This is a genomic window from Paractinoplanes rishiriensis, from assembly GCF_016862375.1.
GTDB classification, from domain to species: Bacteria; Actinomycetota; Actinomycetes; order Mycobacteriales; family Micromonosporaceae; genus Actinoplanes; species Actinoplanes rishiriensis.
Window position 1 is genome coordinate 19,394 of sequence record NZ_BOMV01000013.1, and the last position, 23,587, is coordinate 42,980.

24 protein-coding genes are annotated in these 23,587 nt (G+C 71.5%); 10 read left to right on the top strand and 14 right to left on the bottom strand.

What is annotated here, in order from left to right:
- Positions 1-84 precede the first annotated feature (84 nt).
- From Ari01nite_RS09220 to Ari01nite_RS09230, 3 genes are read left to right on the top strand one after another with little or no spacing between them, the layout of a single operon-like run.
- Entirely contained in the window at positions 85-1,242 is a 1,158-nt protein-coding gene (locus Ari01nite_RS09220; protein WP_203780707.1) for a hypothetical protein, read from the top strand.
- 3 nt (positions 1,243-1,245) lie between these two features.
- Complete coding sequence (locus Ari01nite_RS09225; RefSeq protein ID WP_203780708.1) at positions 1,246-2,022, top strand: SDR family oxidoreductase; 777 nt, start codon at positions 1,246-1,248, stop codon at positions 2,020-2,022.
- A complete protein-coding gene (locus Ari01nite_RS09230) occupies positions 2,022-3,131 on the top strand; it encodes a sulfotransferase family protein (RefSeq protein WP_203780709.1) in 1,110 nt (369 codons plus the stop codon). The genes Ari01nite_RS09225 and Ari01nite_RS09230 overlap by 1 nt, the downstream gene beginning before the upstream one ends.
- A 22-nt stretch (positions 3,132-3,153) precedes the next feature.
- On the opposite strand, the gene Ari01nite_RS09235 is transcribed toward Ari01nite_RS09230, so the two are convergent.
- A complete protein-coding gene (locus Ari01nite_RS09235; protein WP_203780710.1) occupies positions 3,154-4,194 on the bottom strand; it encodes a hypothetical protein in 1,041 nt (346 codons plus the stop codon).
- A gap of 399 nt (positions 4,195-4,593) precedes the next feature.
- Here Ari01nite_RS09235 and Ari01nite_RS09240 point away from each other — a divergent pair, with 399 nt between their 5' ends.
- Complete coding sequence (locus Ari01nite_RS09240; protein WP_203780711.1) at positions 4,594-5,001, top strand: hypothetical protein; 408 nt, start codon at positions 4,594-4,596, stop codon at positions 4,999-5,001.
- A 174-nt stretch (positions 5,002-5,175) separates the two neighbouring features.
- Here the strand turns inward: Ari01nite_RS09240 and Ari01nite_RS09245 are convergent, their stop codons facing one another.
- Positions 5,176-6,306 carry an acetyl-CoA C-acetyltransferase gene (locus tag Ari01nite_RS09245; protein WP_203780712.1) on the bottom strand — a complete coding sequence of 377 codons (1,131 nt, stop codon included), beginning with the start codon at positions 6,304-6,306 and terminating at the stop codon, positions 5,176-5,178.
- A 63-nt stretch (positions 6,307-6,369) separates the two neighbouring features.
- Here Ari01nite_RS09245 and Ari01nite_RS09250 point away from each other — a divergent pair, with 63 nt between their 5' ends.
- The 3 genes from Ari01nite_RS09250 to Ari01nite_RS09260 are packed head-to-tail and all read left to right on the top strand — an operon-like array spanning position 6,370 to position 9,432.
- Positions 6,370-7,530, top strand: coding sequence for an acyl-CoA dehydrogenase family protein (locus tag Ari01nite_RS09250; RefSeq protein ID WP_203780713.1), 1,161 nt, complete (start codon positions 6,370-6,372; stop codon positions 7,528-7,530).
- Positions 7,531-7,543: 13 nt separating this feature from the next.
- Positions 7,544-8,563 (top strand): acyl-CoA dehydrogenase family protein, encoded by a 1,020-nt coding sequence (locus tag Ari01nite_RS09255; RefSeq protein ID WP_438872156.1) that lies wholly within the window; start codon positions 7,544-7,546, stop codon positions 8,561-8,563.
- Positions 8,560-9,432, top strand: coding sequence for a TIGR03619 family F420-dependent LLM class oxidoreductase (locus Ari01nite_RS09260; RefSeq protein WP_203780714.1), 873 nt, complete (start codon positions 8,560-8,562; stop codon positions 9,430-9,432). Before Ari01nite_RS09255 ends, Ari01nite_RS09260 begins: the two co-directional genes overlap by 4 nt.
- Positions 9,433-10,096: 664 nt before the next feature.
- Here Ari01nite_RS09260 and Ari01nite_RS09265 read toward each other — a convergent pair.
- Genes Ari01nite_RS09265 through Ari01nite_RS09280 form a run of 4 tightly spaced genes read right to left on the bottom strand, consistent with a single transcriptional unit; the run spans position 10,097 to position 13,433 of the window.
- Positions 10,097-11,089 carry an NAD(P)H-dependent flavin oxidoreductase gene (locus Ari01nite_RS09265; RefSeq protein ID WP_239162621.1) on the bottom strand — a complete coding sequence of 331 codons (993 nt, stop codon included), beginning with the start codon at positions 11,087-11,089 and terminating at the stop codon, positions 10,097-10,099.
- Positions 11,090-11,142: 53 nt separating this feature from the next.
- Positions 11,143-11,868: a CoA-transferase subunit beta gene (locus tag Ari01nite_RS09270; protein ID WP_203780716.1), complete on the bottom strand. Its 726-nt coding sequence runs from the start codon at positions 11,866-11,868 to the stop codon at positions 11,143-11,145.
- Entirely contained in the window at positions 11,865-12,680 is an 816-nt protein-coding gene (locus tag Ari01nite_RS09275) for a CoA transferase subunit A (protein WP_438872157.1), read from the bottom strand. Before Ari01nite_RS09275 ends, Ari01nite_RS09270 begins: the two co-directional genes overlap by 4 nt.
- Before the next feature lie 15 nt (positions 12,681-12,695).
- Entirely contained in the window at positions 12,696-13,433 is a 738-nt protein-coding gene (locus tag Ari01nite_RS09280) for an enoyl-CoA hydratase family protein (RefSeq protein ID WP_203780718.1), read from the bottom strand.
- Between the two features lie 48 nt (positions 13,434-13,481).
- Between Ari01nite_RS09280 and Ari01nite_RS09285 the strand changes: the two genes are divergently transcribed.
- Positions 13,482-14,195: an SDR family oxidoreductase gene (locus Ari01nite_RS09285; RefSeq protein ID WP_203780719.1), complete on the top strand. Its 714-nt coding sequence runs from the start codon at positions 13,482-13,484 to the stop codon at positions 14,193-14,195.
- Here the strand turns inward: Ari01nite_RS09285 and Ari01nite_RS09290 are convergent.
- From Ari01nite_RS09290 to Ari01nite_RS09305, 4 genes are read right to left on the bottom strand one after another with little or no spacing between them, the layout of a single operon-like run.
- Positions 14,188-14,640, bottom strand: coding sequence for a pyridoxamine 5'-phosphate oxidase family protein (locus Ari01nite_RS09290; RefSeq protein WP_438872158.1), 453 nt, complete (start codon positions 14,638-14,640; stop codon positions 14,188-14,190). The genes Ari01nite_RS09285 and Ari01nite_RS09290 overlap by 8 nt on opposite strands.
- A gap of 13 nt (positions 14,641-14,653) precedes the next feature.
- Positions 14,654-15,568, bottom strand: a complete 915-nt coding sequence (locus Ari01nite_RS09295; protein WP_203780720.1) for an SDR family NAD(P)-dependent oxidoreductase — start codon at positions 15,566-15,568, stop codon at positions 14,654-14,656.
- 1 nt (position 15,569) lies between these two features.
- Entirely contained in the window at positions 15,570-16,331 is a 762-nt protein-coding gene (locus tag Ari01nite_RS09300; protein WP_203780721.1) for a glucose 1-dehydrogenase, read from the bottom strand.
- A gap of 39 nt (positions 16,332-16,370) precedes the next feature.
- A complete protein-coding gene (locus Ari01nite_RS09305) occupies positions 16,371-16,973 on the bottom strand; it encodes a TetR/AcrR family transcriptional regulator (protein WP_203780722.1) in 603 nt (200 codons plus the stop codon).
- Between the two features lie 91 nt (positions 16,974-17,064).
- Here Ari01nite_RS09305 and Ari01nite_RS09310 point away from each other — a divergent pair, with 91 nt between their 5' ends.
- On the top strand, positions 17,065-18,150 hold the full coding sequence (locus Ari01nite_RS09310) for a Zn-dependent alcohol dehydrogenase (protein WP_203780723.1): 1,086 nt from the start codon (positions 17,065-17,067) through the stop codon (positions 18,148-18,150).
- Positions 18,147-19,205 carry an LLM class F420-dependent oxidoreductase gene (locus Ari01nite_RS09315; protein WP_438872159.1) on the top strand — a complete coding sequence of 353 codons (1,059 nt, stop codon included), beginning with the start codon at positions 18,147-18,149 and terminating at the stop codon, positions 19,203-19,205. Before Ari01nite_RS09310 ends, Ari01nite_RS09315 begins: the two co-directional genes overlap by 4 nt.
- Positions 19,206-19,299: 94 nt before the next feature.
- On the opposite strand, the gene Ari01nite_RS09320 is transcribed toward Ari01nite_RS09315, so the two are convergent.
- From Ari01nite_RS09320 to Ari01nite_RS09335, 4 genes are read right to left on the bottom strand one after another with little or no spacing between them, the layout of a single operon-like run.
- Positions 19,300-20,250 carry a hypothetical protein gene (locus tag Ari01nite_RS09320; protein WP_203780724.1) on the bottom strand — a complete coding sequence of 317 codons (951 nt, stop codon included), beginning with the start codon at positions 20,248-20,250 and terminating at the stop codon, positions 19,300-19,302.
- Positions 20,247-21,299 (bottom strand): hypothetical protein, encoded by a 1,053-nt coding sequence (locus Ari01nite_RS09325; RefSeq protein WP_203780725.1) that lies wholly within the window; start codon positions 21,297-21,299, stop codon positions 20,247-20,249. Before Ari01nite_RS09325 ends, Ari01nite_RS09320 begins: the two co-directional genes overlap by 4 nt.
- 8 nt (positions 21,300-21,307) lie before the next feature.
- Positions 21,308-22,195, bottom strand: a complete 888-nt coding sequence (locus Ari01nite_RS09330; protein WP_203780726.1) for a TRAFAC clade GTPase domain-containing protein — start codon at positions 22,193-22,195, stop codon at positions 21,308-21,310.
- Positions 22,196-22,198: 3 nt separating this feature from the next.
- A complete protein-coding gene (locus Ari01nite_RS09335; RefSeq protein ID WP_203780727.1) occupies positions 22,199-23,503 on the bottom strand; it encodes a hypothetical protein in 1,305 nt (434 codons plus the stop codon).
- Positions 23,504-23,587 lie beyond the last annotated feature (84 nt).

Below are 23,587 nucleotides of genomic sequence, written 5' to 3' on the forward strand. Positions count from 1 at the left end.
AAGAGTGAAACACGTTCTCTCGGATAGTCAACGACCAGGAGCCGGAAGTTGACCGTGTAGTAGAACGCGTTCTAGGGTCGAACCGTGCTCACTCAGCCGTTCGCGGAGGCGATCCGCGCAGCCGAACAGGTCATCACCTCGGCGCCGCACTGCCGCGGCGACCAGGATCTGATCGAGGGCTACGACTACCTGGCGGGCAGCATCCGGGCCTCGGTGCAGATGGCGTGGGCGTACGAACGCGATTTTCCGTACTTCGTGCGCTCCACCGGCCCGTACACGAAAATGGGTCTGGACAATCCGGACACCCTGTATTTCCACGCCTGGCTCCGGGACGACGCCGAATACGTGGTGACCGGCCGCCGCGGCAGCACGGCCGACCTGAGCTTCCAGGTCCTGGACGGCGACTACTCACCGGTCAACGTGCCGGGCAGCCTCACCGCGTTCGACGACCGCGAGATCGAGATCGATGCGGACGGCACGTTCCGGCTCACTTTCGGGCCACGGGCGAGCGGCCGCAACGCGTTCCGGCTGGCGCCCGGCTCGGCCATGCTGGTGGTGCGCGAGGTGTTCAGCGACTGGGCCACCGAGCGGCCGGGCATGCTGCGCATCCACCGGTCCGACCGGCTGGGTGCGGCACCCGCGCCGGTCACGCTCGACACCATGACCAAGCGGTACGGGGTGGCCGGCAAGATCCTGGTGAGCCGGCTGCGCACGTTCCTGGCCTTCGCCGAGCGCTTCTACCTGGGCCTGCCGGTGAACACGCTGACACCGCCGCGGCCCACCCCCGGCGGCCTGTCCACCCAGTACTCGTCGGTGGGCCACTACGACCTCGAGGACGACCAGGCCATGGTGGTCACGGTGCCCGCCTCCGACGCGCCCTACCAGGGCATTCAGCTGGGCAGCATGTGGTACGTCTCGCTGGACTACATCAACCACCAGACCAGCCTCACCGCGCACCAGGCACGCATCGACCCGGACGGCATGATCCGGTACGTGATCAGCGAGCGCGACCCCGGCGTGGCGAACTGGCTGGAGCGCACCGGTCATCGCCGCGGCTACGTGCAACTGCGCTGGCAGCGGCTGTCCCGGGCGCTGACCCCGGCGGACGGTCCCAAGGTCGACGTGGTCGCGGTCGACGACCTGCCCAAGCAACTGCCCTACCACGAGCCGCTCGCCGCGGACGCCTGGCGGGATCGCATCGCCGCGCGGCAGACCGCGACCGCCGACCGGATGCTGGGGTAGGCCATGCTGCTCGCGGACCGGGTGGTGCTGGTCGCCGGGGTCGGGCCCGGACTGGGGCAGGCGGTCGCGGTGCGGGCCGCGCAGCAGGGTGCCGACGTGGTGCTGGCGGCCCGGTCCGAGTGGCTGCTGACCGAGGTGGCCGGCAAGGTGACGGCGGCCGGCCGGCGGGCGCTCGCGGTGCCCACCGACCTGACTGGCGACGCGGCCGTGCAGCATCTCGTGGACGCGGCGCTCGGCGAGTTCGGGCGGGTGGACGCGCTGGTGCACAACGCGTTCGCGATGCCGGCCATGCGCAGTCTCGGCAAGGTCGACCTGGCCGACATGCGCACCAGCCACGAGGTCAACGTGCTGGCGGCGCTGCGCACGGTCCGGGCGCTCACCCCGGCCCTGATCGAGTCGGGGGGCTCGGTGGTGATGGTGAACTCGGCGGTGCTCCGGCATTCGCGGCGGCCGTTCGGCCCGTACAAGGTCGCCAAGGCGGCGCTGCTCGCGGTGGCGCAGAATCTCGCGTCCGAACTGGGTCCGCGCGGGGTCCGGGTCAATTCGGTGGCGCCCGGCTGGATCTGGGCCGACGTGCTGCGCGCCTGGTTCGACTTCCAGGCGTCCGAACGAGGAGTGCCGGCCCAGCAGATCTACGATGAGGTGGCGGCGTCCACCGACCTGCGCCGGCTGCCACTGCCGGACGAGGTGGCCGACGCCGTCCTGTTCCTGGTGTCGGATCTGGCGCGGGCGATCACCGGCCAGTGCCTGGACGTCAACTGCGGGGAGTACCACCACTGATGCAGACCCAGCGCACCGACGTCGGCACGGTCGAGGACCTGCACGCGTCGGCCACCCGGCTCACCGGCCTCGACGACTTCGGGGACCGCGACTATCTCGACGGCTTGTCGGTGCTGCTTTCCGCGTACCGCCAAGAAGCCTGCCTCACGCCCACCGGAAGCAAAATCACCCGGCAGATGGTGCGCTCAGCGCTGGTCTCCCGTTTGTTGAGCGAGGCCGCGTGGCGGCAGTATCCGGCGGACACCCCGATTTCGCGGCCGATCTTCGTGACCGGGCTGCCCCGGACCGGCACCACGGCACTGCACCGCCTGCTCGCGGCCGACCCCGGTCACCAGGGCCTGGAACTGTGGCTCACCGAGGTGCCACAACCGCGGCCACCGCGCGAGACCTGGGACGACCACCCGGTGTACGCGATGCTGCGCGACGCCTACCGCCAGCACGACGAGTTCACCGGCGTGCACCACATGGGCCCCGACCAGGTGGAGGAATGCTGGCGGCTGCTGTGCCAGTCGATGACGTCGGTGTCGTTCGAGTGCACGGCGTACATTCCGACCTATTCGGGGTGGCTGGCGGGGCAGGACTGGACGGCGGCCTATCGCCGGCATCGGCGGAACCTTCAGCTCATCGGCCTGAACTCGCCCGGGCAGCGCTGGGTGCTCAAGAACCCGAGTCATCTGTTCGCGCTGGACGCGCTGCTAGCGGTGTATCCGGACGCTGTGGTGATCCAGACGCACCGGTCGCCGCGGGCGTCGATCGCGTCGGTGTGCAGCCTGAACGCGCGGGCGGCGGCGGGGTGGTCGACGGTGTTCGCGGGGGCGGTGGTGGGGCGGGCGCAGCTGGAGTTGTGGTCGCGCGGGGTGCGCGCCTTTGACGCGGCCCGGGCCCGGCATCCGGCCGATCGTTTCATCGATGTCGCGTACGAGGATTTTGTGGCAGATCCCTTGCGGACGGTCGCGGGCATCTACGAAAGGCTGGGCACGCCGCTGACCGCCGAGGCGCGGGCGGCGATGACGGCGGTGCACGCGGCGGGCGGGTCGCCGACGCATCGGTACAGCCTGGCCGACTTCGGGTTGACGCCGGCTGAGGTGGACCGCGCTTTTCCCGGCTGACCGGCCTCCGGAGTCGCCAGGATCAACGGAAACTAGGGCTGTCGACCGTCGCGAGGACCGCGTCGTCGCGGGTCAGCCACGCCCGGATGAAATAGGAGTCCTTGACCGCCGGCAGCGGGATCCAGAAGTCCCCGCCGGTGGTGTCGTGTTCGGTCTCGGCGGTGAGCTCGTACGCCAAGTGATGATTGAGCCAGTCCCCGAACAGGCGCTTTCCGGTTCCGTCCTGCCACATCGACCAGGACAGCAGGACCGGTTTGCCGCGCAGGCCGCCGAGGTCGACGTTGACGGCGATCACCACCCCGAGCGGTTCCCGCGTCGTCCTGCCCTTGCCCTTGACCTTGACCGTCCGCAAGTTGCGGAGTTCCGACTTGCGTGCGGCGGCTGCGTCCCGGGAGGTGCCCCCGCCCGTCGTCCCGGTCCCCGTGGTCGTGCCGTCCGCGGCCCCGGGCCCCACCCACTGGCTGTTCGTCACGGCGAGGAAGTTGCACACAGCTTTGCCGTATTCACCCGGACAGGCGCCGGGATACTTGGTCGTCTGGATCGCGGGCGTGCTGCCCGGCGGCGGGAGCGGTGAGAACCCGAACAACGGTGGTGCGATGGCGCCCGTCATGCGGTTGAACAGCGGCGGCAACTGAGTCTTGCGCATCGCCCGTACCGGCGCCGGCCGGTCCGTGGGTTCCGCCGCCGGCGGTGACCCCTCCGTCTCGCCTGGCGCGGTCCCATCGCCGGCCGGACTCGTACCGTCGGACAGATCCTCGGTCGGGTGGGTGGCGTCCGGGCTGAGAGTGTTCGTGCCGGGGGCGGACGGGTCGTCGTGGCCGGACGCCGTTCTCGTCGCTGTTCCGGTCCGGCCGGCGCCGGTGACGCGTTCGACCGCAGCGGTGGGGCGCGGCACGGCCGGTGGCGTCACTGCGACCAGGCGAAGCGGCCGCAGGCTTTGCGTCGCCGGGTGCGGCAAGGTCCACCGCTGCCGGTACTCGCTGAACGGGATCCCGGGGGTGACCGTGACGGTCGTGAACTCGGCGGTCTCCTGGGCGTCACGCGTGTTCCACAACGTGAGCACGGCAGTGATCGCGGTCGCCAGCGCTCCGGCGGCGAGAACTCCCTGGTTCGTCCGGGCCCGCCATCGCCGCCACCACGGTGGCCGGGGCTGTGGCACTGGCTGTGGCACCCGCTGTGGTGCCGGCTGTGGCACCGTTGCCCGGCCCTGAGCAGGATGTCCGCCGGCGCGGTAGTTCGATTGGTAGGTCATGGCCGCCGCCCTTGACGAAGACACCCCGCACGCTACGACCGGTTGCCCGGGTCCGAAACGCCATCGCCCACGATCCGACAACCGCGCCGGCTGAGGTGGACCGGGCCTTCGCCGACTGATGCGGGCCACCTGGAGTAAGGTTCCCTCCGCACCAGTTCGTGCGGATCTTCAAACGGGATCATTACGGGGCCGCTGCGCATGACGCGAAAGGTGACGCCGGCCGGCGTCATATACATCAAGTGGTTCGTCTTCGTGGGCCTGATGGCGTTCGTCTCGGTGCTCATCGGTGGCATTCCGGTGATGTTCGACGGCGAGCTCTCATTCGTCTCGCTCCTCGGCAAGCGCGACATCCTGCTCGTCAGCGTCGGCATGATGATCTCGGCTGCCGCCGAGCTCTACTTCATTCGGCCCGGGCAGGATCACAGCGCCATGGAGTCGGTCGTGCTGTGGGGTGGCCTAGTTATTCCGGCGTTCTTCTTCGTCGCGGCATACGGGTTCGCGATGCCCAAGGACGAGCCCTCCATCCGTATCTTCGTGCTGAGTTCCATCGCGCTCACTGTGGCTTTTGTGGTCGGCACTGTGGCCATCCACCTGTCGGCGAAGGGGACGGTCAAGTGACGTTGGAAAATGCCGACCTCATCGCATCGATACTCGGCGGGATAGTCGCGGGGGGAAGCCTCATCGCCACGGTGGTGATCTATTTGCGGGATTCCCACAGGAGGTAGCCCAGCGATGGCATCGGTTCAGGGCGCCGAACGGTGGAAGCCCCGGAGTGAGCGGGAGTGTCGCACGCTACTGGCGTTCGAGGATCGTGACGTTGGCCTGGCCGCCGCCCTCGCACATGGTCAGCAAGCCGTAGCGGCCGCCGCACCGTTCCAGGTCGTGCAGCAATGACGTCAGCAGGCGGGCGCCGGTGGCGCCCAGCGGGTGGCCCAGGGCAATCGCGCCGCCGTTCACGTTGACGCGCACCGGGTCGGCTCCGGTTTCGCGCAACCAGGCCAGGACCACGCTGGCGAAGGCCTCGTTCACCTCGAACCGGTCGATGTCCGTGACCGCCAGGCCGGCCCGGGTCAGGGCGTGTGCGGTGGCGGCGATCGGTGCGGTCAGCATCAGTACCGGGTCGTCGCCGCGTGCCGACAGGTGGTGGACGCGGGCCCGGGGGCGCAAGCCGTGGTCGCGCACCGCCCGGGACGACGCCACCAGCAGCGCCGCGGCCCCGTCCGCGATCTGGCTGGACGTCGCGGCGGTGGTGACCCCGCCCGGGCGCAGCGGCAGCAGGGCGGCCATCCGGGTGGCCGACGTGTCGCGGCGCGGGCAGGAGTCGGTGTCGCAGCCGTCCCACGGCACGATCTCGGCGCGGAACGAGCCGGTGTTGATGGCCCGGACCGCACGCCGATGGCTGTCCAGCGCGAACGCGTCCAGGTCGGCCCGGGTCAGCGCCCACTTCGCCGCGATCTCGTCGGCGCTGCGGAACTGGTTGATCTCCTGGTCGCCGTAGCGGGTCTGCCAGCCCGTCGAGCCCGCGTACGGCCCGTGCGGGGCCATCGCGCTGCCGATCGGCACCTGGCTCATGCTCTGCACGCCCCCGGCCACCACCAGGTCGGCCGTCCCGCTCAGCACGGCCTGCGCCGCGAAGTGGACCGCCTGCTGGCCGGAACCGCACTGCCGGTCGACCGTCACGCCGGGCACGTGTTCCGGCAGGCCCGCCGCCAGCCACGCCGTACGGGCAATGTCTCCTGATTGTGGCCCGAGCGTGTCCACGCAGCCGAGGATCACGTCGTCAACTGCGCCCGGGTCGACGCCGGCCCGGTCGAGCACCGCCGCGATCACGTGCCCGGCCAGGTCAGCGGGATGCGCGGCGGCCAGCGCACCGCCGCGGCGGGCGACCGGCGTGCGGACCGCGTCCACCAGAAACGCCTCCACGGTTGACGCCCTCTCGCTCGGCTAGTAGAACGTGTTCTAAACCTATCTCACTCGGGGCGTCGCATGCACGTGGGATACACGCCGGAGCAGGAGCACCTGCGCAAGGAGTTGCGGGCGTACTTCGCCGGGCTCATGACGCCGTCGCTGCGCGAGGCGCTCGCCGGCACGGCGGGCGAGTACGGCGACGGCGGCGCCTACCGGGAGGTGGTGCGCCGCCTGGGCAGCGACGGCTGGCTCGCGCTGGGCTGGCCGGTCGAGCACGGTGGCGGCGGCCGGTCCCGGATGGATCAGCTGATCTTCGCGGACGAGGCGGCGCTGGCCGGAGTGCCGGTGCCGTTCCTGACGATCTACACGGTGGGGCCGACGATCATGCGGCACGGCACGCCGGAGCAGCGCGCCGATCTGCTGCCCCGGATCGCGGCCGGCGAGGTGCATTTCGCGATCGGGTATTCGGAACCCGAGGCGGGCACGGACCTGGCCGCCCTGCGCACCAGGGCGGAACGCGACGGGGATTCGTACGTGATCAACGGTCAGAAGATGTGGACGAGCCTGATCCAGTACGCCGACTACATCTGGCTCGCCTGCCGCACCGACCCGGACGCGCCCCGCCACCAGGGCCTGTCCATCCTCATCGTGCCGACCGACGCGCCGGGCTTCTCCTGGACGCCGGTCCACACGGTGGCGGGCCCGAGCACCAGCGCGACTTACTTTTCGGATGTACGGGTGCCGGCCGGTGCCCTGGTCGGCGCGGAAAACCAGGGCTGGCGCCTGATCACCGACCAGCTCAACCACGAGCGGGTGGCGCTCACCCCGGCGGCGCCACTGCAGCGGGCGCTGCGCGAGGTCGTCGAGTGGGCGGCCGCCACCGGACGGCTCGAGCTCGAGTGGGTACGCCTGCACCTGGCCCGCGTCCATGCCAGAACCGAGGCGCTCAAGCTGTTCAACTGGCGGGTCGCGGCGGCGGCGGCGAGTTCACCCGCGGCGGCACAGGCCTCGGCCGGCAAGGTGTACGGCACCGAGTTCGCGATCGAGGCGTACCGGCTGCTCATGGAGGTCCTCGGCCCGGCCGCGACGGTCCGCACCGGTTCGCCGGGCGCGCTGCTGGCCGGCCGGATCGAGCGTATGCACCGGGCGTCGCTGATCCTCACCTTCGGCGGCGGCACCAACGAGGTGCAGCGCGACATCATCGCGGCCGGCGCGCTCGGCCTGCCCGTCCGGCGTTGAGGGGGTGCCGAGAGTGGACTTCGAGCTGAGCGGCGAGGCACGCGACCTGGCCACGATGACCCGCGATCTGGCCGCCTCGGGGCGTCCCCTCTGGCCGGCACTGGCCGACGCCGGCGTGCTGGCCGCCGCACTCCCCAAGCGGGCCGGCGGTGAGGGGTACGGCCTGCTCGAGCAGTGCGCCGTGCTGACCGAACTGGGCCGGCACGCGGCCACCGTCCCGTACCTGCCCTCGATCGTGGTGGCCGCGGCCGGCCTGGCCCGGTTCGGCACCGACGAGCAGGTGGCCCGCTGGGCCGAGCCGGCCGGCCGGGGCGAGGTGGTGCTCACGCACGCCGCGACCGGCGCCGAGGCGATGCGGGAACGCGAGGGCTGGGCGCTGGACGGCGTCGTGCCGGCCGTCCCGGCAGCCGCCGAGGCCGCGCTGGTCCTGGTGCCGACCGCCGAGGGCGTGTTCCTGGTGCAGCGCGGCGACCCGTGCGTCACGGTCGAGCCGCAGTCGGTCGCCGGCGGGCCGGGCGCCGGCCGGGTCCGGCTGGACGGCGCGTGGCCGGCGCAGGACCGCCGGATCGCCGATCCGGCCTTCGGTCCGTGGCTGGCCGCCGCCGCCACGATCGGCGCCTGCGCGGCCCAGCTCGGCGTGGTCGAGCGGGCCGTGGAGATGACCGCCGAGTACGCCCGCACCCGGGTGCAGTTCGGCCGTCCGATCGGCGCGTTCCAGGCGGTGTCCCAGCGGCTCGCCGACGCGCACACCGACGTCGAGGCGCTGCGGCTGGCCATGTGGCAGGCCGCCTGCCGGCCCACCGCGGCGAACGTGGCGACGGCCGGCTTCTGGGCCGCCGAGGCGGGGCACCGGGTGCTGCACACGGCCGTCCACGTGCACGGCGGCGTGGGCATCGACCTGGAGTACCCGCTGCACCGCTACTTCCTGGCCGCGAAATACCACGAGTTCCTGCTCGGCGGCGCCACCGCGCAGCTGCTGGCGCTCGGCGACGTGTTCAAATCAGAAGTAGAACGCGTTACAGTTCTGGGATGAAGTTCACCCTCGGCATCGCCCTGAGCCCCTTGGACCAGCTGACCGAGTTGGCGCGCACCGCCGAGGAGTGCGGCTTCGCGTCCATCGCCCTGCCCGACTCCATCTTCTTCATGGAACAGGCCGCCGCGAAATACCCGTACACCCCTGATGGAAGTAGGTTCTGGACGGCCGAGACCCCGTGGCCGGACCCGATGGTGGCGGCCGGCGCGATGGGCGCGGTCACCAGCCGGATCCACTTCTACACCCAGGTGCTCAAGCTGGGCCCGCGCAGTCCGGTGCTGCTGGCCCGCCAGGTCGGCACGGTCGCGGTGCTGACCGGCAACCGGTTCGGGCTGGGCGTGGGGCTGGGCTGGTCGCCGGAGGAGTCGCAGTGGTGCGGCGCCCCGTTCACCGACCGCGGCGCCCGGGCCGACGAGGCGATCGAGATCCTGCGCCTGATCCTGGGCGGCGGCATGGTGGAATTCCATGGCAAGCACTACGCGTTCGACCGCCTCCAGATGAGCCCCGCACCCACCGCGCCGGTGCCGATCTACATCGGCGGCCACACCGAGGCGGCCCTGCGCCGCGCCGCCCGCGTCGGCGACGGCTGGTCCTCGGCCATGATGCGCTTCGACCGCCTGCGCGAGGTGATCGACCGCCTGACCGGGCTGCGCACGGAGTACGGCCGCGCCGACCGCCCGTTCGAGATCCAGGCGGTGTGCGTGGACCGCTTCGGCCTCGACGGCTACCGCCAGCAGGCCGAGGCCGGGGTGACCGACGCGATCGTGGTCCCGTGGATGTCCTACGGCGCCGGCTTCGACGCCGAACTGCGGACCAAGCAGGACGCGCTGCGTCGCTTCGCCGACGAGGTGATCGTCCGGCTGGCCTGAGACCAGCGACCGCAGCAGCAGCCGGCGCAGTTCCTCGGGACGTTCCCGAGGGCTGATGACCGGCGCCAGGGAGTTCCGCTCACGGGACCGCAACGACCGTTGCCCGGATGCGGCGCGGTCGACTGCACGGGATGGCGGGCCCGGGCTCCAGCGGCCACGCGAACTGCAAGGTGGCGGAGCTTGGTGACGCGAAACCGAGCGGCCGTCCGGCGATGGTGGCTCCGAGTTTCGCCGTTGTCCCTTTTGCATGGCTTATGTGTGGCAATCTCCGCAGGCTCGCTCCACAGCGGCGCTCCTCTTCTCCCGCCACCAGGCACCGCCACCGCATGCCGGGATCGGCTGGCCACATCGTGGCCCTGTGCTGGAATGTGGACGATCATTCCATCTGCCGGGACACCTTCCGGAGCAAAAGCCGCGTATAACTTATAACGTCGCGCCACGATAGATCTTGGCGAGTTCCCGCTCGACCGGACAGTTCGACCGGAACACCAACTCCTCAAGATCGCGACCCGGAGCCGCCACCGCCAGACGGCGGCGGGTATCGGCTCGCTGTGGCACTCACCGGCCGGCTGGGATGGCGGTCGGCGATTGCGGCAAAATGCCTAGGGAGCGCCGTCTGCCGGACACCCGGGCCGGCTCCGGGTGCGGGACGGCTTCCGGCGGGTCAGTGGAGTTTGGACAGGCGGGTCAGGGTGTCCTCGGCCTCGGCCATGATGCGGGTGATCAGGGTGGCGCAGGAGGGCAGGTCGGTGATCAGGCCGGTTACCTGGCCGGCGGCCATGACGCCGTAGTCGGGGCGGCCGTCGGCCATGGCGGTTTTGAGGAGGACCGGGGTGCCGGCGGCCATGATGGTCTGCTGCCAGGTCAGGTTGCGGCCGTGGCGGGCCGCGCGGCCGGCCTGGAGCAGCGCGGGCCAGGACAGGCCGGACAGGTGGCGGAAGGTGGCGGCGTGCCGTAGTGCCCGGGTCAGGGCGGATACCCGGCCGGAGCGTTCCAGGGCCGCCACGAACGGGGTGCGGAGGACCCGGTGGGGCACGCCGTCGACTCTGGTGGTGACCACCGTGTCGGTTACCGAGGCGTCCAGGTAGAGACGCTTCACCTCGGCACCCACGGGGCTGTCCGAGGTGAGCAGGAACCGGGTGCCCATCGCTATGCCGGCGGCGCCGTAGGACAGGGCGGCCACCAGACCACGGCCGTCGAAGAAGCCGCCGGCGGCGACCACCGGGAGGTCCACGGCGTCCACCACCTGGGGGAGCAGCAGCGTGGTGGGGACCGTGCCGGTGTGGCCGCCACCCTCGCCGCCCTGGACCAGGACGGCGTCGGCGCCCCAGGCGGCCACCTTTTCGGCGTGGCGGCGGGCGCCGATGGACGGCATGGTCAGGACGCCGCCGTCGGCGCAACGGCGGATCAGGTCGCGGTCGGGGGCCAGCGCGAACGAGGCCAGGCGGACGTTCTCGCGGATCAGCAGGTCGATCCGGGCCCGGGCGTCGGGCAGGTCGGCGCGGAGGTTGACGCCGAACGGGGCGTCGGTGGCGCGCTTCACGTCGGCGATGGCGGTGCGCAGCTCGTCGAGGCTCATGGTGGCGGCGGCGAGAATGCCGAAACCGCCGGCCGATGAGGTGGCCGCCACGAGCGCGGCGGTGGACACGTACCCCATCCCGGTCTGGACGATGGGATGGCGGCAACCCAGCAGGTCGGTGAGCGCTGTCCTCACCGGACCTCCTTCTCCCGCAGGCCCTCGGGATCCAGGTGCTCGCGCAGCAGGCGCAGCTCCTCGCCGGTGGGCTCGCGGGTGGTGGGCACGTCGTCGGGGACGGCCAGCGGGAAGCCGGTCGCCGCCACCACCTCGGCGAGCGGGACGCCGGGGTGCACCGAGCGCAGGCGCATCGTGTGGTCGGGGGTGGCGAAGTCGAGCACGGCCAGGTTGGTGACCACCACGCGGATCTCGTGGAAGCGGGCGCCGGCCGTGGCGGCGCGGTCGTAGCCGACGCCGGACACCATGTCGACCCGCGGGACCAGGCTGCGCGGGGAGTGGCGGGGGATCCAGTAGCTGGTCGGGTGGTTGACCGTGTTGCCGGGGGCGCCGCGCACGCAGAGCAGCTGGGCGGTGGGCCGCTTCCAGTCGCCGATGCAGGAGATGTTCTGGTTGCCGTGGCGGTCGATCTGGCTGGCGCCCATCATCACGTGCCGGGCGCCGGCGGCCACCAGGCCGAAGACGGCGCGGTACGGCAGCCAGCCCTCGGGGTGCTCGTCCTCGTCGAGCAGGGTGGCCTCGCCGTCGGTGAGCAGCAGGTCGGGGGCGAACGTGCGGCGGGCCAGCAGGGCGCCCAGGCGCGGGATCAGGCCGGTGGGGCTGGCCAGGATCGCGCCGTCGCCCCGCCATGCGTCGGCGCACGCGGCCACGCAGATGTCCGGCCGGGAGGAAAGCGCGGTCACGCGGCCACCGCCCGCTGGTAGTCGGCCTCGTCGCCGTCCAGATACCTGGCGCGGAAATCCGTCCACTCGCTGGTCGCGTACACCCGTTGGAATTGCTCGTCCCGGCCGTAGTCGGGAACGCAGCTGGTGAAGTGGGCGCCGTGCGGGGTTTCCACGACGCCGTCGACCATCGCGCGGTTGGTGAGCAGGGTCTGCGGCGGGCCGGCGGCGACCAACTCGCCGGTGCCGACCAGGCGCTCGCAGGACAGGAAGCGGCGCCGGGCGGCGAGGCAGAACAGGTCGTCGAAATACGGGTCGGGGCCCAGGTAGCGCCCGTTGCCGCGCCGATCGGCGCGATTGAGGTGAATGATGGCGGCATCCAGCGGCAGCGCCGGCATGGCGACCAGTTTCTCCCGGTCCGGGTACGGGGAGACGACCGTGCGGAGCTCCGGGTTGACCCGCATGACGTCGGAGCCGAGTCCGGCCCGGATCGGCAGGAACGGCAACCGGTTCGCCGCGGCCAGCAGTCCCCAGTAGAGCATTCCCTCGTCGTACTCGGTCAACTCGACGGTGCCCTCGCTGCGCGCCCGCCGGAAATGCGGCTCCAGCGGAATGCTGTCCAGCGACACGAAACCGGTCACCACCCGCCGCACGCAGCCGGCCGCGATCAGCAGACCGACGTCCGGCCCGCCGTAGCTGACCACGGTGAGGTCGCGCAGCCGGGCCCGGCAGATCGCGCGCACCAGCGCCATCGGCTTGCGCCGCGAACCCCAGCCGCCGATGCCGACGGTCATCCCGTCACGCAACTCGCCGGCCACCTCGTCGATCGTCATCACCCGGTCCATGTGTCAGCCGCCGTCCACGAAGCGCTGCCGGGCCCGGTCGCCGGCGCCGTTGAGGTTGAGCTCGAACGTGAAGCCCTGCTCGAACCGGTACGACCGCTTGACGTCGACCGGGTCGATGCCGTTGAGCGACTCCTTGGCCCGCCGGATCACTACCGGGTCCTTGGCGGCGATCTCGGCGGCCACCCGGCGGGCGGCCTCGCGCAGTCCGGCCGGCGGCACCACCTCGAGCACGGTGCCGAACCGGTGCAGTTCCGCGGCGGTCACCGGACGGCAGGTGTAGACCATGGTGCGCATCAGTTGATGGGGTACGAGGCGAGCCAGGTGCGTGGCGGCGCCGAGCGCACCGCGATCCACCTCGGGCAGCCCGAAGGTGGCGTCGTCGGCCGCGATGACCAGGTCGGCGTTGCCGGCCAGCCCGACGCCGCCGCCGAGGCAGAAGCCGTTGACCGCGGCGATCACCGGGACTGGGCAGTCGTAGACGGCGGCGAAGGCGGCGGCGCAACCCCGGTTGGCGGCCAGCAGCGCCTCGTGGCCGGGGGAGCGCTGCATCTCCTTGATGTCGACGCCGGCGCAGAAGCCGCGGCCCTCGGCGGACAGCACCACCACCCGGGTGCCGGGATCGTCGCCGGCCGCGCGGAGGCAGCCGGCCAGGTCGTGCCAGCCGGCCGCGGGCACGGCGTTGACCGGCGGGAAGTCGATGGTCACCTCGGCGATGGCGCCTCTGTGCAGCTGCACGCCCATCGCATCAGGCTAACCTAGCGCTTGCTTGGTCGGCTAGGCTCGGCCGTTATGGAGGGTGGGGACTTCGCCGGGCGCGTGGTGGTGGTGACCGGGGGGACGCGCGGCATCGGCGCGGCCATCGCGCGGGCGTTTGCGGGTGCGGGGGCGCAGGTTGTGGTGTGCGGCCGGCAGCCACCGGCGGATGAGGGCGGCGTTGCCTTCTTTCGAGCGGATGTGCGGGACCCGGCGCAGGCGGCTGCGCTCGTCGATGCTGCGGTGGAGCGGTTCGGGCGGGTGGATGTGCTGGTCAACAACGCCGGGGGGTCGCCCGAGGTGGCGGCCTGTGACGCGTCGCCGCGGCTGCACGCCAAGGTCGTCGAGCTCAACCTCATCGCGCCGCTGCACGTCTCGCAGGCGGCCAACGCTGTCATGCAACGGCAGCCCGAGGGCGGCGTCATCCTGATGATCGGCAGCGTCAGCGGGACGCGGCCGTCGCCGGGGACGGCCGCCTACGGTGCGGCCAAGGCGGGACTTCACCACCTCGCCACCACGCTGGCCGTCGAGTGGGCGCCCAAGGTCCGGGTCAACAGCGTGGTGCCGGGGCCGGTGGGGGCGGCGATCGACCCGGGGCTGATCGCGCGCACCGTGCCGCTCGCGCGTGCCGCCACCCCGGCGGACGTGGCCGCTGCCTGTCTCTTCCTGGCCTCGGACGGTGCCGGTTACATCAGCGGTGCCGCCCTGCACGTGCACGGCGGCGGGGAACGGCCGCCCTACCTCAGCTGAGCAGCTTGCGGTGGTCCCAGCTGGCCACCTTCGCGGGCGTGACCAGGTATCCCGTGCGCTTCGTCGCGGCGTGCGCCACGTACGCGTCCAGCGCCTCGGCCGGCACGTCGCGCATGCCGGCCGCGATGAGCTTGCCCACCTCGGTGACGCCGGCGAGGTCGAAGATCGGGGTCACCGTGCCGGCGATCTGGACGCCGCGCAGGTCGAAGTATTCCTCGCCGGCCTCGACCAGGCAGGTCACCCGGGGATCGCGGGCCAGGTTGCGGGCTTTCTGCGAGGTGCGGTAGGTCCAGAACGCGATCCGGCCCGCGGACAGGCCGTAGAACATCGTCACCAGGTGCGGGGCGCCGTCGGGGTTGATGGTGGCCAGCTGCACCTTGCGGGCGTCGGCCAGGAACGCCGCCACCTCGTCGCCGCTCATGGTGATCTGGTCGCGCTGCTTCACCGGGCCTCCTCGCTCACTGGCGCTCCTCGCCGAACGTGGACCCGGCCAGCGGCAGGGTCTCCTCGCAGACGAAGCCGGGCAGTGGTGGATCTTGAGTGAACACGGTGCCCAGGGTGGCATCCAGCTCGTCCGCCGTCCACTGGTCGCCGCGGGCGTGGAAGGCGTGCCGGACGGTGGGCGGGCCGAGCACCGCCACCACGTCGCCGTGCACCACGAAGACCTCGCCGGTGATGCACGCCGCGGACGGGCCGGCCAGCCAGGCGACCAGCGGGCCGACGCGTTCCGGCGCCATCGGGTCCGGCCCGGCGGGCGCGGGACCCATCAGGCCACCCGTCATGGCGGTCCGGGCCCGCGGGCAGATCGCGTTGGCCCGTACGCCGTACCGCTCGCAGCCGCGCGCGGTGGCCAGGGTGAGCGCCACGATGCCGCCCTTCGCCGCCGCGTAGTTGGGCTGACCGGCCGAGCCGAGCAGGAAAGCCTCCGAACTGGTGTTCACGATCCGGGCGTACACCGGCCTGTTTTTGATCTTGCTCTGCTCGCGCCAGAAGGCGGTGGCGAAACGCGTCGTGACGAAGTGGCCGCGCAGGTGCACGCGGATCACGGTGTCCCACTCGTGCTCGGACATCGAGAAGATCATCCGGTCCCGGAGCACACCGGCGTTGTTGACGACAACATCAAGATTCCCGTACGCGTCCACCGCCCGCCGGACCAGCGCCTCCCCGGTCGACCACTCGGCCACGTCGCCGGCACACGTCACCGCCTCGCCGCCGGCCGCGCGGATCCGTTCGGCCACCTCGTCAAGCGCCGGACCGGGCAGGTCGTTGAGCACCAGCCGCGCGCCGGACCCGGCCAGCGCCAGCGCCTCGGCGGCACCCAGGCCCTGCCCGGCGCCGGTCACCACGGCCACCCTGCCGTCGAGGCCGGCCATCTCAGTAACCCGGCCCGCTGAGCAGCCCGCCGTCGGCCACGAACTCGGCGCCGGTCGTGTACGACGACTCGTCCGAGGCCAGGAACGCGACCAGCCGGGAGATCTCGACCGGCTCGGCGAACCGGGCGATCGGCATGGCCTTGAGAAACGCGGCCGGGTCGACCCCGGTCATCGTCTCCGCGGCGGACAGCGCCATCGAGGTCAGCACGCCGCCCGGGTGCACCGAGTTGACCCGGATGCCGACCGGCCCGAGCTCCTGCGCGGCCGACCTGGTGAGCCCGCGGACGCCGAACTTGCTGGCGCTGTAGGCGGACAGCCCGGCCGCACCGGCGAACCCCTCGATCGACGAGATGTTCACGATCGAGCCGCCGCCGGCTGCGGTCATCGGCGGTACCACCTGCCGGATGCCGAGCCAGGTGCCGATCAGGTTGACGTCGATCACCCGCCGGAACTCGTCCGGTTCCATCTCGGCGATCCGTGCGTGCCGCAGGATCCCGGCGTTGTTGATCAGAACATCAAGGCGGCCGTACGTGTCCAGCGTCGTCGCCACCGCGGCGGCCCAGTCGTCCGCGCTGGTCACGTCGTGGTGCACGAAGCGGCAGTGCTCGGCGCCGAGGCCGTCCGCGACCGCCCGGCCCTTGTCGTCGAGCACGTCGCCGACGACCACGCGGGCGCCCTCCGCGACGAAGTGCCGGGCGTGCGACTTGCCCATGCCGCGCGCCCCACCGGTGATGAGTGCCACCTTGCCGTCGAGCCGCCCCATCGCAGACCTCCCGCTCCAACCAAGCGTTTGCTTGGGAGACTAGCGGGTGATGCCGTCGAACAGTAGGGACAGCAGTCCTTTGACGATCTGATCGGTGGACCAGCTGGCGCCCCGGCTGCGCGGCCAGGCCGTGGGCATCCAGAGGATGTCGCGCAGCAGGCGGTAGACCAGTTTGGCGTCCAGGTCGGCGCGGAACTCGCCGGACTGCTTGCCGCGTTCGAGCTGGGCCACCCAGATCTGCTCGATCTCCTTGGTGGCCTTGCGCAGATAGGCGAACCTCGGCTGGGCGCTGAAGTACGGCCAGTCGTTCTGCAGCATGGTGAGCGCGGCGCGGTGCCGGCTCAGCGTCGCGGTGCTGGAGTGGACGATCTGCTCGATGGCGGTGCGGGCGGTGTCCGTGTCCTGCACCGCTTCGCGGTAGCCGGCCAGCACGTCGTCGAGGAACGCGCTGAGGATCTCGTCGCCGATCGACTCCTTCGAGTCGAAGTGGTGGTACAGGCTGCCGGACAGGATGCCGGCGGCGTCCGCGATCTCGCGTACGGTCGTGGCCCGGAAGCCCTTCTCGGCGAACAGGTCGCCGGCCAGCTGTACCAGGTGTGCGCGCCGCTCGGACGGGAGCGCGGCCTTCTTCGAGGTCGTCACCTGGCCAATTATGTCAGTTGGCCAATCGCTTGCTCGGTTGCGCGCCGCCCACTAGCGTAGAACGCGTTCTAATTTTCCAGGGGGTGCCGGGATGCGCGCTGCGGTTCTGCACACGATCGGTGACGACAAGTTCGACCTCCGCGACGACGTGACCGTGCTCGGTCCGGGGCCCGGCGAGGTCCACATCCGGGTGCGGGCCGCGGGCGTCTGCCACTCCGACCTGTCGGCCCGCGAGGGCGGGCTGCCGCAGCCGGTGCCGGCCGTGCTCGGGCACGAGGCGGCCGGCGACGTGCTGGCCGTCGGCGACGGGGTGACCGACCTCGCGCCCGGCGACCGGGTCGCGGTCAACTGGCTGCCGTCCTGCGGTTCGTGCGCGTCCTGCCTGCACGACGAGCCGTACCTGTGCATGACACACGTGATGACCGGCTACGTGATGCCGCGGTTCATGGCCGGCGAGACTCCCGTGTTCGGGATGGCCGGCTGCGGCGCGTTCGCCGAGGAGATGGTGCTGCCCCGGCCCGGCGTCGTGCAGATCGACCCCGATGTGCCGTACGAGGTGGCCGCGCTGGTCGGCTGCGGCGTGATGACCGGCGTCGGCGCGGTGATCAACACGGCCGCGGTGCGACCGGGGGAGACCGTGGTGGTGCTCGGCTGCGGCGGCGTGGGCATCGCCGCGATCCAGGGCGCCCGGCTGTCCGGCGCGTCGCTGATCGTCGCGGTGGACACCGTACCGGCAAAACACGACATCGCCCGCCGCTTCGGTGCCACCCACGCCGTCACGCCCGAGCAGCTCAGCGACCTGTCCGTGGAGCTGACCGGCGGTGAGGGCTTCGACTACGCGTTCGACGTGGTAGCCGTGCCGCAGACGCTGCGCACCGCCTGGACCGCCGCCCGTCGCGGCGGCACCGTGGTGGTGGTCGGCGCCGGCCGGGCCGAGCACCAGGTCGAGTTCAGCCCGTTCGAGCTGCTGTTCGAGGGCAAACGGATCATCCCGTCGCTGTACGGCTCGGCCAATCCGCCGCGCGACTTCCCGCGCCTGCTGGCCCTGTGGCGGGCCGGCCGCCTCGACATCGAGGGCATGGTGAGCCGCCGCCTGCGCCTCGACGAGGTCGGCGACGCGCTGGCCGCGCTCGGCTCCGGCGACGTGATCCGCCAGGTCATCGTGCACGGCTCGTGACCGCCGTGCGTCTCGGCATCCAGCTGGGCTACAGCGGCGAGGGCTTCGCGGCCGCGGTCGACGAGGTGGCCGAGTTCGAGTCGGCCGGCGCGCAACTCGTGGTGGTGCCGGAGGCGTACAGCTTCGACGCGGTCAGCCAGATCGGCTACCTGGCGGCCCGCTGCGGCCTGGAACTCGCATCCGGCGTCATGCAGCTCTACACCCGCACGCCGACCCTGACCGCGATGACGGCGGCCGGCCTCGACTACGTCTCGGGCGGCCGTTTCTCGCTGGGGCTGGGTGCTTCCGGCCCGCAGGTGATCGAGGGCTTTCACGGCATCCCGTACGACGCGCCGCTCGCGCGTACCCGCGAAGTGGTTTTGATCTGCCGCCGGGTCTGGCAGCGCGAGACGCTGGTGCACGAGGGACCGAAGTATCGGATCCCGCTGCCGCCGGGCGAGGGCACCGGACTCGGCAAGCCGCTCAAACTGATCAACCGGCCGGTGCGGCCGCGCATCCCGATCCTGCTGGCCGCGATGGGTCCGCGCAACGTGGCGCTGGCGGCGGAGATCGCCGAGGGGTGGCAGGCGTTGTTCCTGGATCCGCGCGCCTTCCCCCGCGTGTTCGGCGACGCGCTCGCGGATGGTCTGGCGCGGCGTGACCCTGGGCTGGGGCCACTGGACATCAGTGTGCCGGTGCCGTTCGCGGTGGCCGCGCCTACGCCGGCGTTGCTGGATCGGCATCGGGGGCAGTTGGCGCTCTATCTGGGTGGGATGGGAGCTCGGGGGCGCAATTTCTCCAATGATCTGGTGCGGCGGTACGGGTATCCGGAGGCGGCGGCGCGCATTCAGGAGTTGTTTTTGAGCGGGCGGCGGGCGGAGGCTGCGGCGGCGGTGCCGGATGAACTGGTGGCGGCTACGTCGCTGGTGGGGGAGGCGGATGAGATCCGGCGGCGGCTGGATGAAATGGCGGGGGTGGGGGTTACTACATTGTTGGTGTCGCCGCTGGCGGGGACGCGGGGGGAGCGGGTCAAGGACGTGGGGGAGTTGCGGCGGCTGCTGGATGAGCGGCGTTGACTCCTAGGAATTGCGATCTGGTCTCGGATGGATTCCGCAGCGGCTAGTAGGTCCGCGAAGGCATCCGGATTTCTCTCAGTCGCCCTTGAAGAATCTAAACCTGATCCCCGCCAGGCTTTGCGGGTCCGGTTCGGCGCTCCGGGTCCCGCCGGCCTTTCCGGGTCTCCTGGGCGCGCCAGTAGTCGAGGTCCTTCGCCGGTCCGGACGGTGTTGGCGCCGCCGGCTCGTCCGCGCGATGACCGCCTCCGAGAATCGACCCCAGGCCTCGCCGGAACCGGCCTTTCTCGGGCTCGGTGTGCGTCTCCGGGCCCGGTGCGGGGTCGGGAGGCGGGCTGGCCTCCTCGGCCGGCGCGGCGGCGGGAACCGGATCGGCCGGTGGCTCCGCGACGTCCGGCACGTCCGCAGACGAGCCCACGTGGGTCAGCGGTCCGGCGAACTCCAGCGGGATCTGGTCGAAGGCCGTCGCGTACGCAAAATCACCGGTAAAACGGGACAGCTCGTACCAGCACCGCTCCCGATCGGACGGCGGCACCACCCACATGCCCCGGACCTGCCGGGGCCGGCCCGCGGGCCCGGCAGGCGGCTCGGCGGCCGCCGCCGCGGACCAGGGCGCGGCGACGAACGGCGACTCGTGCGGCACGCCCAGGTCGGACGGATGCCGCTTCCAGTCCAGCGGCATCCACGACCCGTAGATCTCGGCGGCCCAGGACACCCAGTGCCGCTCCAGGTCGGCGAGCGCGGGCAGAACCGGATCGGACGTCCGGGTCAGCCAGCCGGCGAAGCAGAACAGCGGCCGGCTGCCGTCGGAGTTCATCGTGTCGCTGAGCAGCGAAGCCCGGCCCGCGCCGCCGACCAGGACCGCGTCACCGCGCCGGGCCAGCAGCATGCGCGGTCCGGCGGCCAGCCCGTCACCGCCGTCGGCGCAGGCCAGCGCGGCGGCGGTGAGCCAATCCGGGTCCATGTCGCCGGGCCGTAGCCGCCACCAGCGGTCGGCCCGGTACGTCCGGCCGTAGAGGACCGGCTGCCAGACCTGTGCGGCGCTCACAGCTGCACCTCGTTGCCGTCCCGGAATAGCGACAAGCCGCTGAGCTCGCCGAACAGCTGCTTGGCGCGGTGCGCGGCGACCTCCTGCACCGCCATGAAAGTCTCCAGTTCGTCGGCGGCCTGATCCGCCTCGCGGCTCGCCTTCGACGCCTGGCCACGGCGGAAGACCGATCCGACACCCCGGGTCAGTCCCTTGCGCATCGACGCCAGCTGACCGGCCCGTTCCCGTTGCAGGCCGGCCGCCACGCCGGCGGCGATCGAGAGCTGGTCCATGTACATGGCCAGCGAGTAGACGAGCGGCAAGTGCAGATTGTGCGGCTCGATGTCCTCGGCTTCGACCGTCGGACCCGGATCCGCGCCGAAGTCGCCGAGCATCACCGGACAGATCAGGGTGGTGAATCCGCCGGTGAACGCGACGCTGATGATCTGCTGGAGATCGTTGATGAGTCCGTCCATCGGCTCCCGGCGCTCCCGCGGGATCAGGTCGGCCTTGGTGATCAGGATGACCAGGGACGGCGGAGCGAGGTCCCTCCCGCGCCGGCGGATCGTGTCCTGCAGCAGATTCGTCATCCGGCGCAGGCCGGCCGCGCGGATCACGCCCATCCGGTTGCGGGCCGTGATCGGCTCGGCCAGGTACCGGCCGTCGATGACCAGATAGATGGAGTCCGAGGCGACGAGCCGGTCCAGCACGCCGCCGACGTCGGCCTCTCCGCCTTCGCGTTCCTCGTTGATCGCGCCGCCGCGGTAGTCGAGCCAGTCGACGTCGAGCAACGGCAGCAGCCCGTCCAGGAACTGGAAGGTGTAGTTGATCTCGCTGTTCGGGTTGGGCGGTGGCAGGACACCGTCGTCCAGCAGCTTCTCCCAGCGGGAGGCCAGCCGCAGATCGATGTCCGTATTGGTGGCGCTCAGGAAGTAGCCTTCCTTGCCGGCCGACAACTCCGCGTACATGCCAAGCAGGAACGTCGTCTTGCCGGACCGCTTGTGCCCCATGGCGGTGACCGTCAACCTGGGCGGCTCGGCCATATCGATCTCCTCAGAAAGTGACGGCATCGATCTCCTCAGAAAGTCACGGCGTCCTCGAACGCCGGTGCCAGCTGCTGGCTGGCGGTGATCAACGGCCGCAGGGAGGCCAGCTCGAGATCGGCCGCGACCTGGAGCTGTGCGGCGACGACGGTCCAGGTCGGCTCGCCGCGATACCAGCTGCGCACCCGGTCGACGACGCCGCCACGCTGCCGGGCAACGGCCTGCAGATGCTGGTAGTAGGCGACGTTCCGCTGTATCGCCCGCCCGCGGATCGCGATGCCCACGTGCAGGCACCACAGCACCGGGAAGATCACGTTGACCGCCTGCGGGCCGCAGGCCACCGGGATGATCAGGCCGTACACGTCGTCGGTGGCGCCGACGGCGGCGATCAGGTCACCGAGAAGGTCCCGGGCCCGCCGGGCGGCGGCGTCCTGGTCGGCCACCAGGTCCCACTTGGTCAAGGCGATCACCAGCGCGGTCGTCTCCTGGCGCTCGCGCAGCAACTTCACCGTGGTGGCGATCAGGGGCCGGACGTGGGCCTGCGCCCGGGGGCCGCTCGTCAAGCGGGTGCTGTCGATGGTCAGCACGAGCCCACCGGCCGCGGCCGCGTCGGCCCGCAGCTGGCTCGCCTGGGCCGAATCCGACGTCTCGGTCAGTGCACCGCCCCGGTAGTCACGCCAGACGAAGTCGAAGATCGGCTGCCCGGCGTGGTGGAGCCGCAGCAGGTAGTTGCTGCGCCGGGCGTTCGGCGGCGGATAGGTGCCGGACCGGATATGGCGGGCCAGCGACATCAACCGCTGGTGGTCCGCCGGGCGCTGGGCGCGGACGGTGAAGCCCTCACTGCCCCCGTTCATCTCCTCGTACATGGCCGACAGGTAGGACGTCTTCCCTGCCGCCTCATGGCCGAGCATCACCACGTCCACGGCTCACCACTCCCCGAACGGTGCGTTAGGGTCGCCGCCCCGGGTCAGCACGATGCGCGGTTCGGAGCTCTCCCCGGTCTTGTCCCGGGTGCGCCGGACCAGTTCCCGGCTCGGCGCCGCCGGAGCCGCGACGGGCAGCGGTTCACGCAACGCCGCGCGTGCCTTCGCGTCGAGCAGATCCGGGCTCTCCCGGTCCAGGCGTTCGAGCATCGTTACGTGCCACTCCGCCAGCTGCTTGTCGGCCCGCGCCGCCAGAATCGCGTCGCGCAGGGTCGCCGACGGCCGGCCGTTGAGCGCCTCCAGCGCCTCCACCACATCGGCCCGGGCCGCCGCCCGGTCACCCAGGGCGATCTGCCGCCGGCTCCGATGCAGCAGGTGGTACGCCGGATCGGCCAGCGCTTCGCGATCCACCGGGAACACGAGCTGTGCCGCCGCCTCCGGACCCAACTCCCGGATCGCCGTGTCGATCTGCTCGTCGTACCCGCGCCGGCGCAACAGGTGGTAGGCGTCCACCGCGGCGGTTGCGGCGACGGCGGCCAGCCGCGTCGCCCACTCCGTCTGAACCGTCGACAGCGACCGCTCGTCGGCCACCGACGGCGGGCTGACGAAGCCGTGGCTCGACGCCTCCTCCAACGCGTCCAGTCGCTCCCTCGTCCAGGCGTCCCGGTCGGGCAGCGGCATCCAGGCGATCTGGCTCATCGGGCGAACCGTCTGACCGCCCAGATGAGAACCGCCCAGCCAGACCAGCAGCCATCCGCTGACAACCTCGACCCGCAGCACGACGGTCGGCACACCGGCCAGGTCATGGCGCAGCAGCGCCGCGTGCGGCCAGGTGAAGTCGCGGTCGGCAGCCTGCACGAACGCGAGGTGGGCGTGCTGCAGGGGCATCAGGAACGCCTCGACGCGCCGGCTCAGGCTGTGCCACATCGGGTCGGCGCCGTCCCGCGTCGGGACGATGAGGATCAACGGAGGCATCGTCTGCAGGTCGGCATACACCGTGCGGATGTTCTCGCGCAGTGATCCGGCCCCGGCGGTGAACGGGTAGTGCCGCAGCGCTTCGGTCTCGCGCGCGAGCGCCGCCGCCCGGTCGTCGTCCTCCCGCTTGTCGCGGCGGCCACGGATGTACTCCTCGCGCGCCTGCTGCTGGTCCTCGGCGCGGCGGCGCGACTCCGCCTGGTCCTGGCGTGCGGCCTGCTCCTGCTCACGGGCGACAACCCGGCGATCGAGGTAGATTTCCAGGCCGGCCGTGGTGAGCCGTAGCGCACCCTCGATCAGTCCCGCTGTCGCACTGTACGGATCCGCCGCCATCGGTCACCTCCCGGGCTTTCCAGGTGGTGACTGTAAGCAGCCGCGCGGACACCAGCTGTCGGATGAAGGACGCAGGTCCGGAAC

Bases quoted from the DNA above. Each gene is read 5' to 3' on its own strand.
- Ari01nite_RS09225 (WP_203780708.1), top strand. From the start codon at position 1,246: ATGCTGCTCGCGGACCGGGTGGTGCTGGTCGCCGGGGTCGGGCCCGGA.
- Ari01nite_RS09230 (WP_203780709.1), top strand. From the start codon at position 2,022: ATGCAGACCCAGCGCACCGACGTCGGCACGGTCGAGGACCTGCACGCG.
- Ari01nite_RS09250 (WP_203780713.1), top strand. From the start codon at position 6,370: ATGCACGTGGGATACACGCCGGAGCAGGAGCACCTGCGCAAGGAGTTG.
- Ari01nite_RS09260 (WP_203780714.1), top strand. From the start codon at position 8,560: ATGAAGTTCACCCTCGGCATCGCCCTGAGCCCCTTGGACCAGCTGACC.
- Ari01nite_RS09265 (WP_239162621.1), bottom strand. From the start codon at position 11,089: ATGGGGTACGTGTCCACCGCCGCGCTCGTGGCGGCCACCTCATCGGCC.
- Ari01nite_RS09275 (WP_438872157.1), bottom strand. From the start codon at position 12,680: ATGACGATCGACGAGGTGGCCGGCGAGTTGCGTGACGGGATGACCGTC.
- Ari01nite_RS09280 (WP_203780718.1), bottom strand. From the start codon at position 13,433: ATGGGCGTGCAGCTGCACAGAGGCGCCATCGCCGAGGTGACCATCGAC.
- Ari01nite_RS09285 (WP_203780719.1), top strand. From the start codon at position 13,482: ATGGAGGGTGGGGACTTCGCCGGGCGCGTGGTGGTGGTGACCGGGGGG.
- Ari01nite_RS09295 (WP_203780720.1), bottom strand. From the start codon at position 15,568: ATGGCCGGCCTCGACGGCAGGGTGGCCGTGGTGACCGGCGCCGGGCAG.
- Ari01nite_RS09300 (WP_203780721.1), bottom strand. From the start codon at position 16,331: ATGGGGCGGCTCGACGGCAAGGTGGCACTCATCACCGGTGGGGCGCGC.
- Ari01nite_RS09310 (WP_203780723.1), top strand. From the start codon at position 17,065: ATGCGCGCTGCGGTTCTGCACACGATCGGTGACGACAAGTTCGACCTC.
- Ari01nite_RS09325 (WP_203780725.1), bottom strand. From the start codon at position 21,299: ATGCCGTCACTTTCTGAGGAGATCGATATGGCCGAGCCGCCCAGGTTG.
- Ari01nite_RS09335 (WP_203780727.1), bottom strand. From the start codon at position 23,503: ATGGCGGCGGATCCGTACAGTGCGACAGCGGGACTGATCGAGGGTGCG.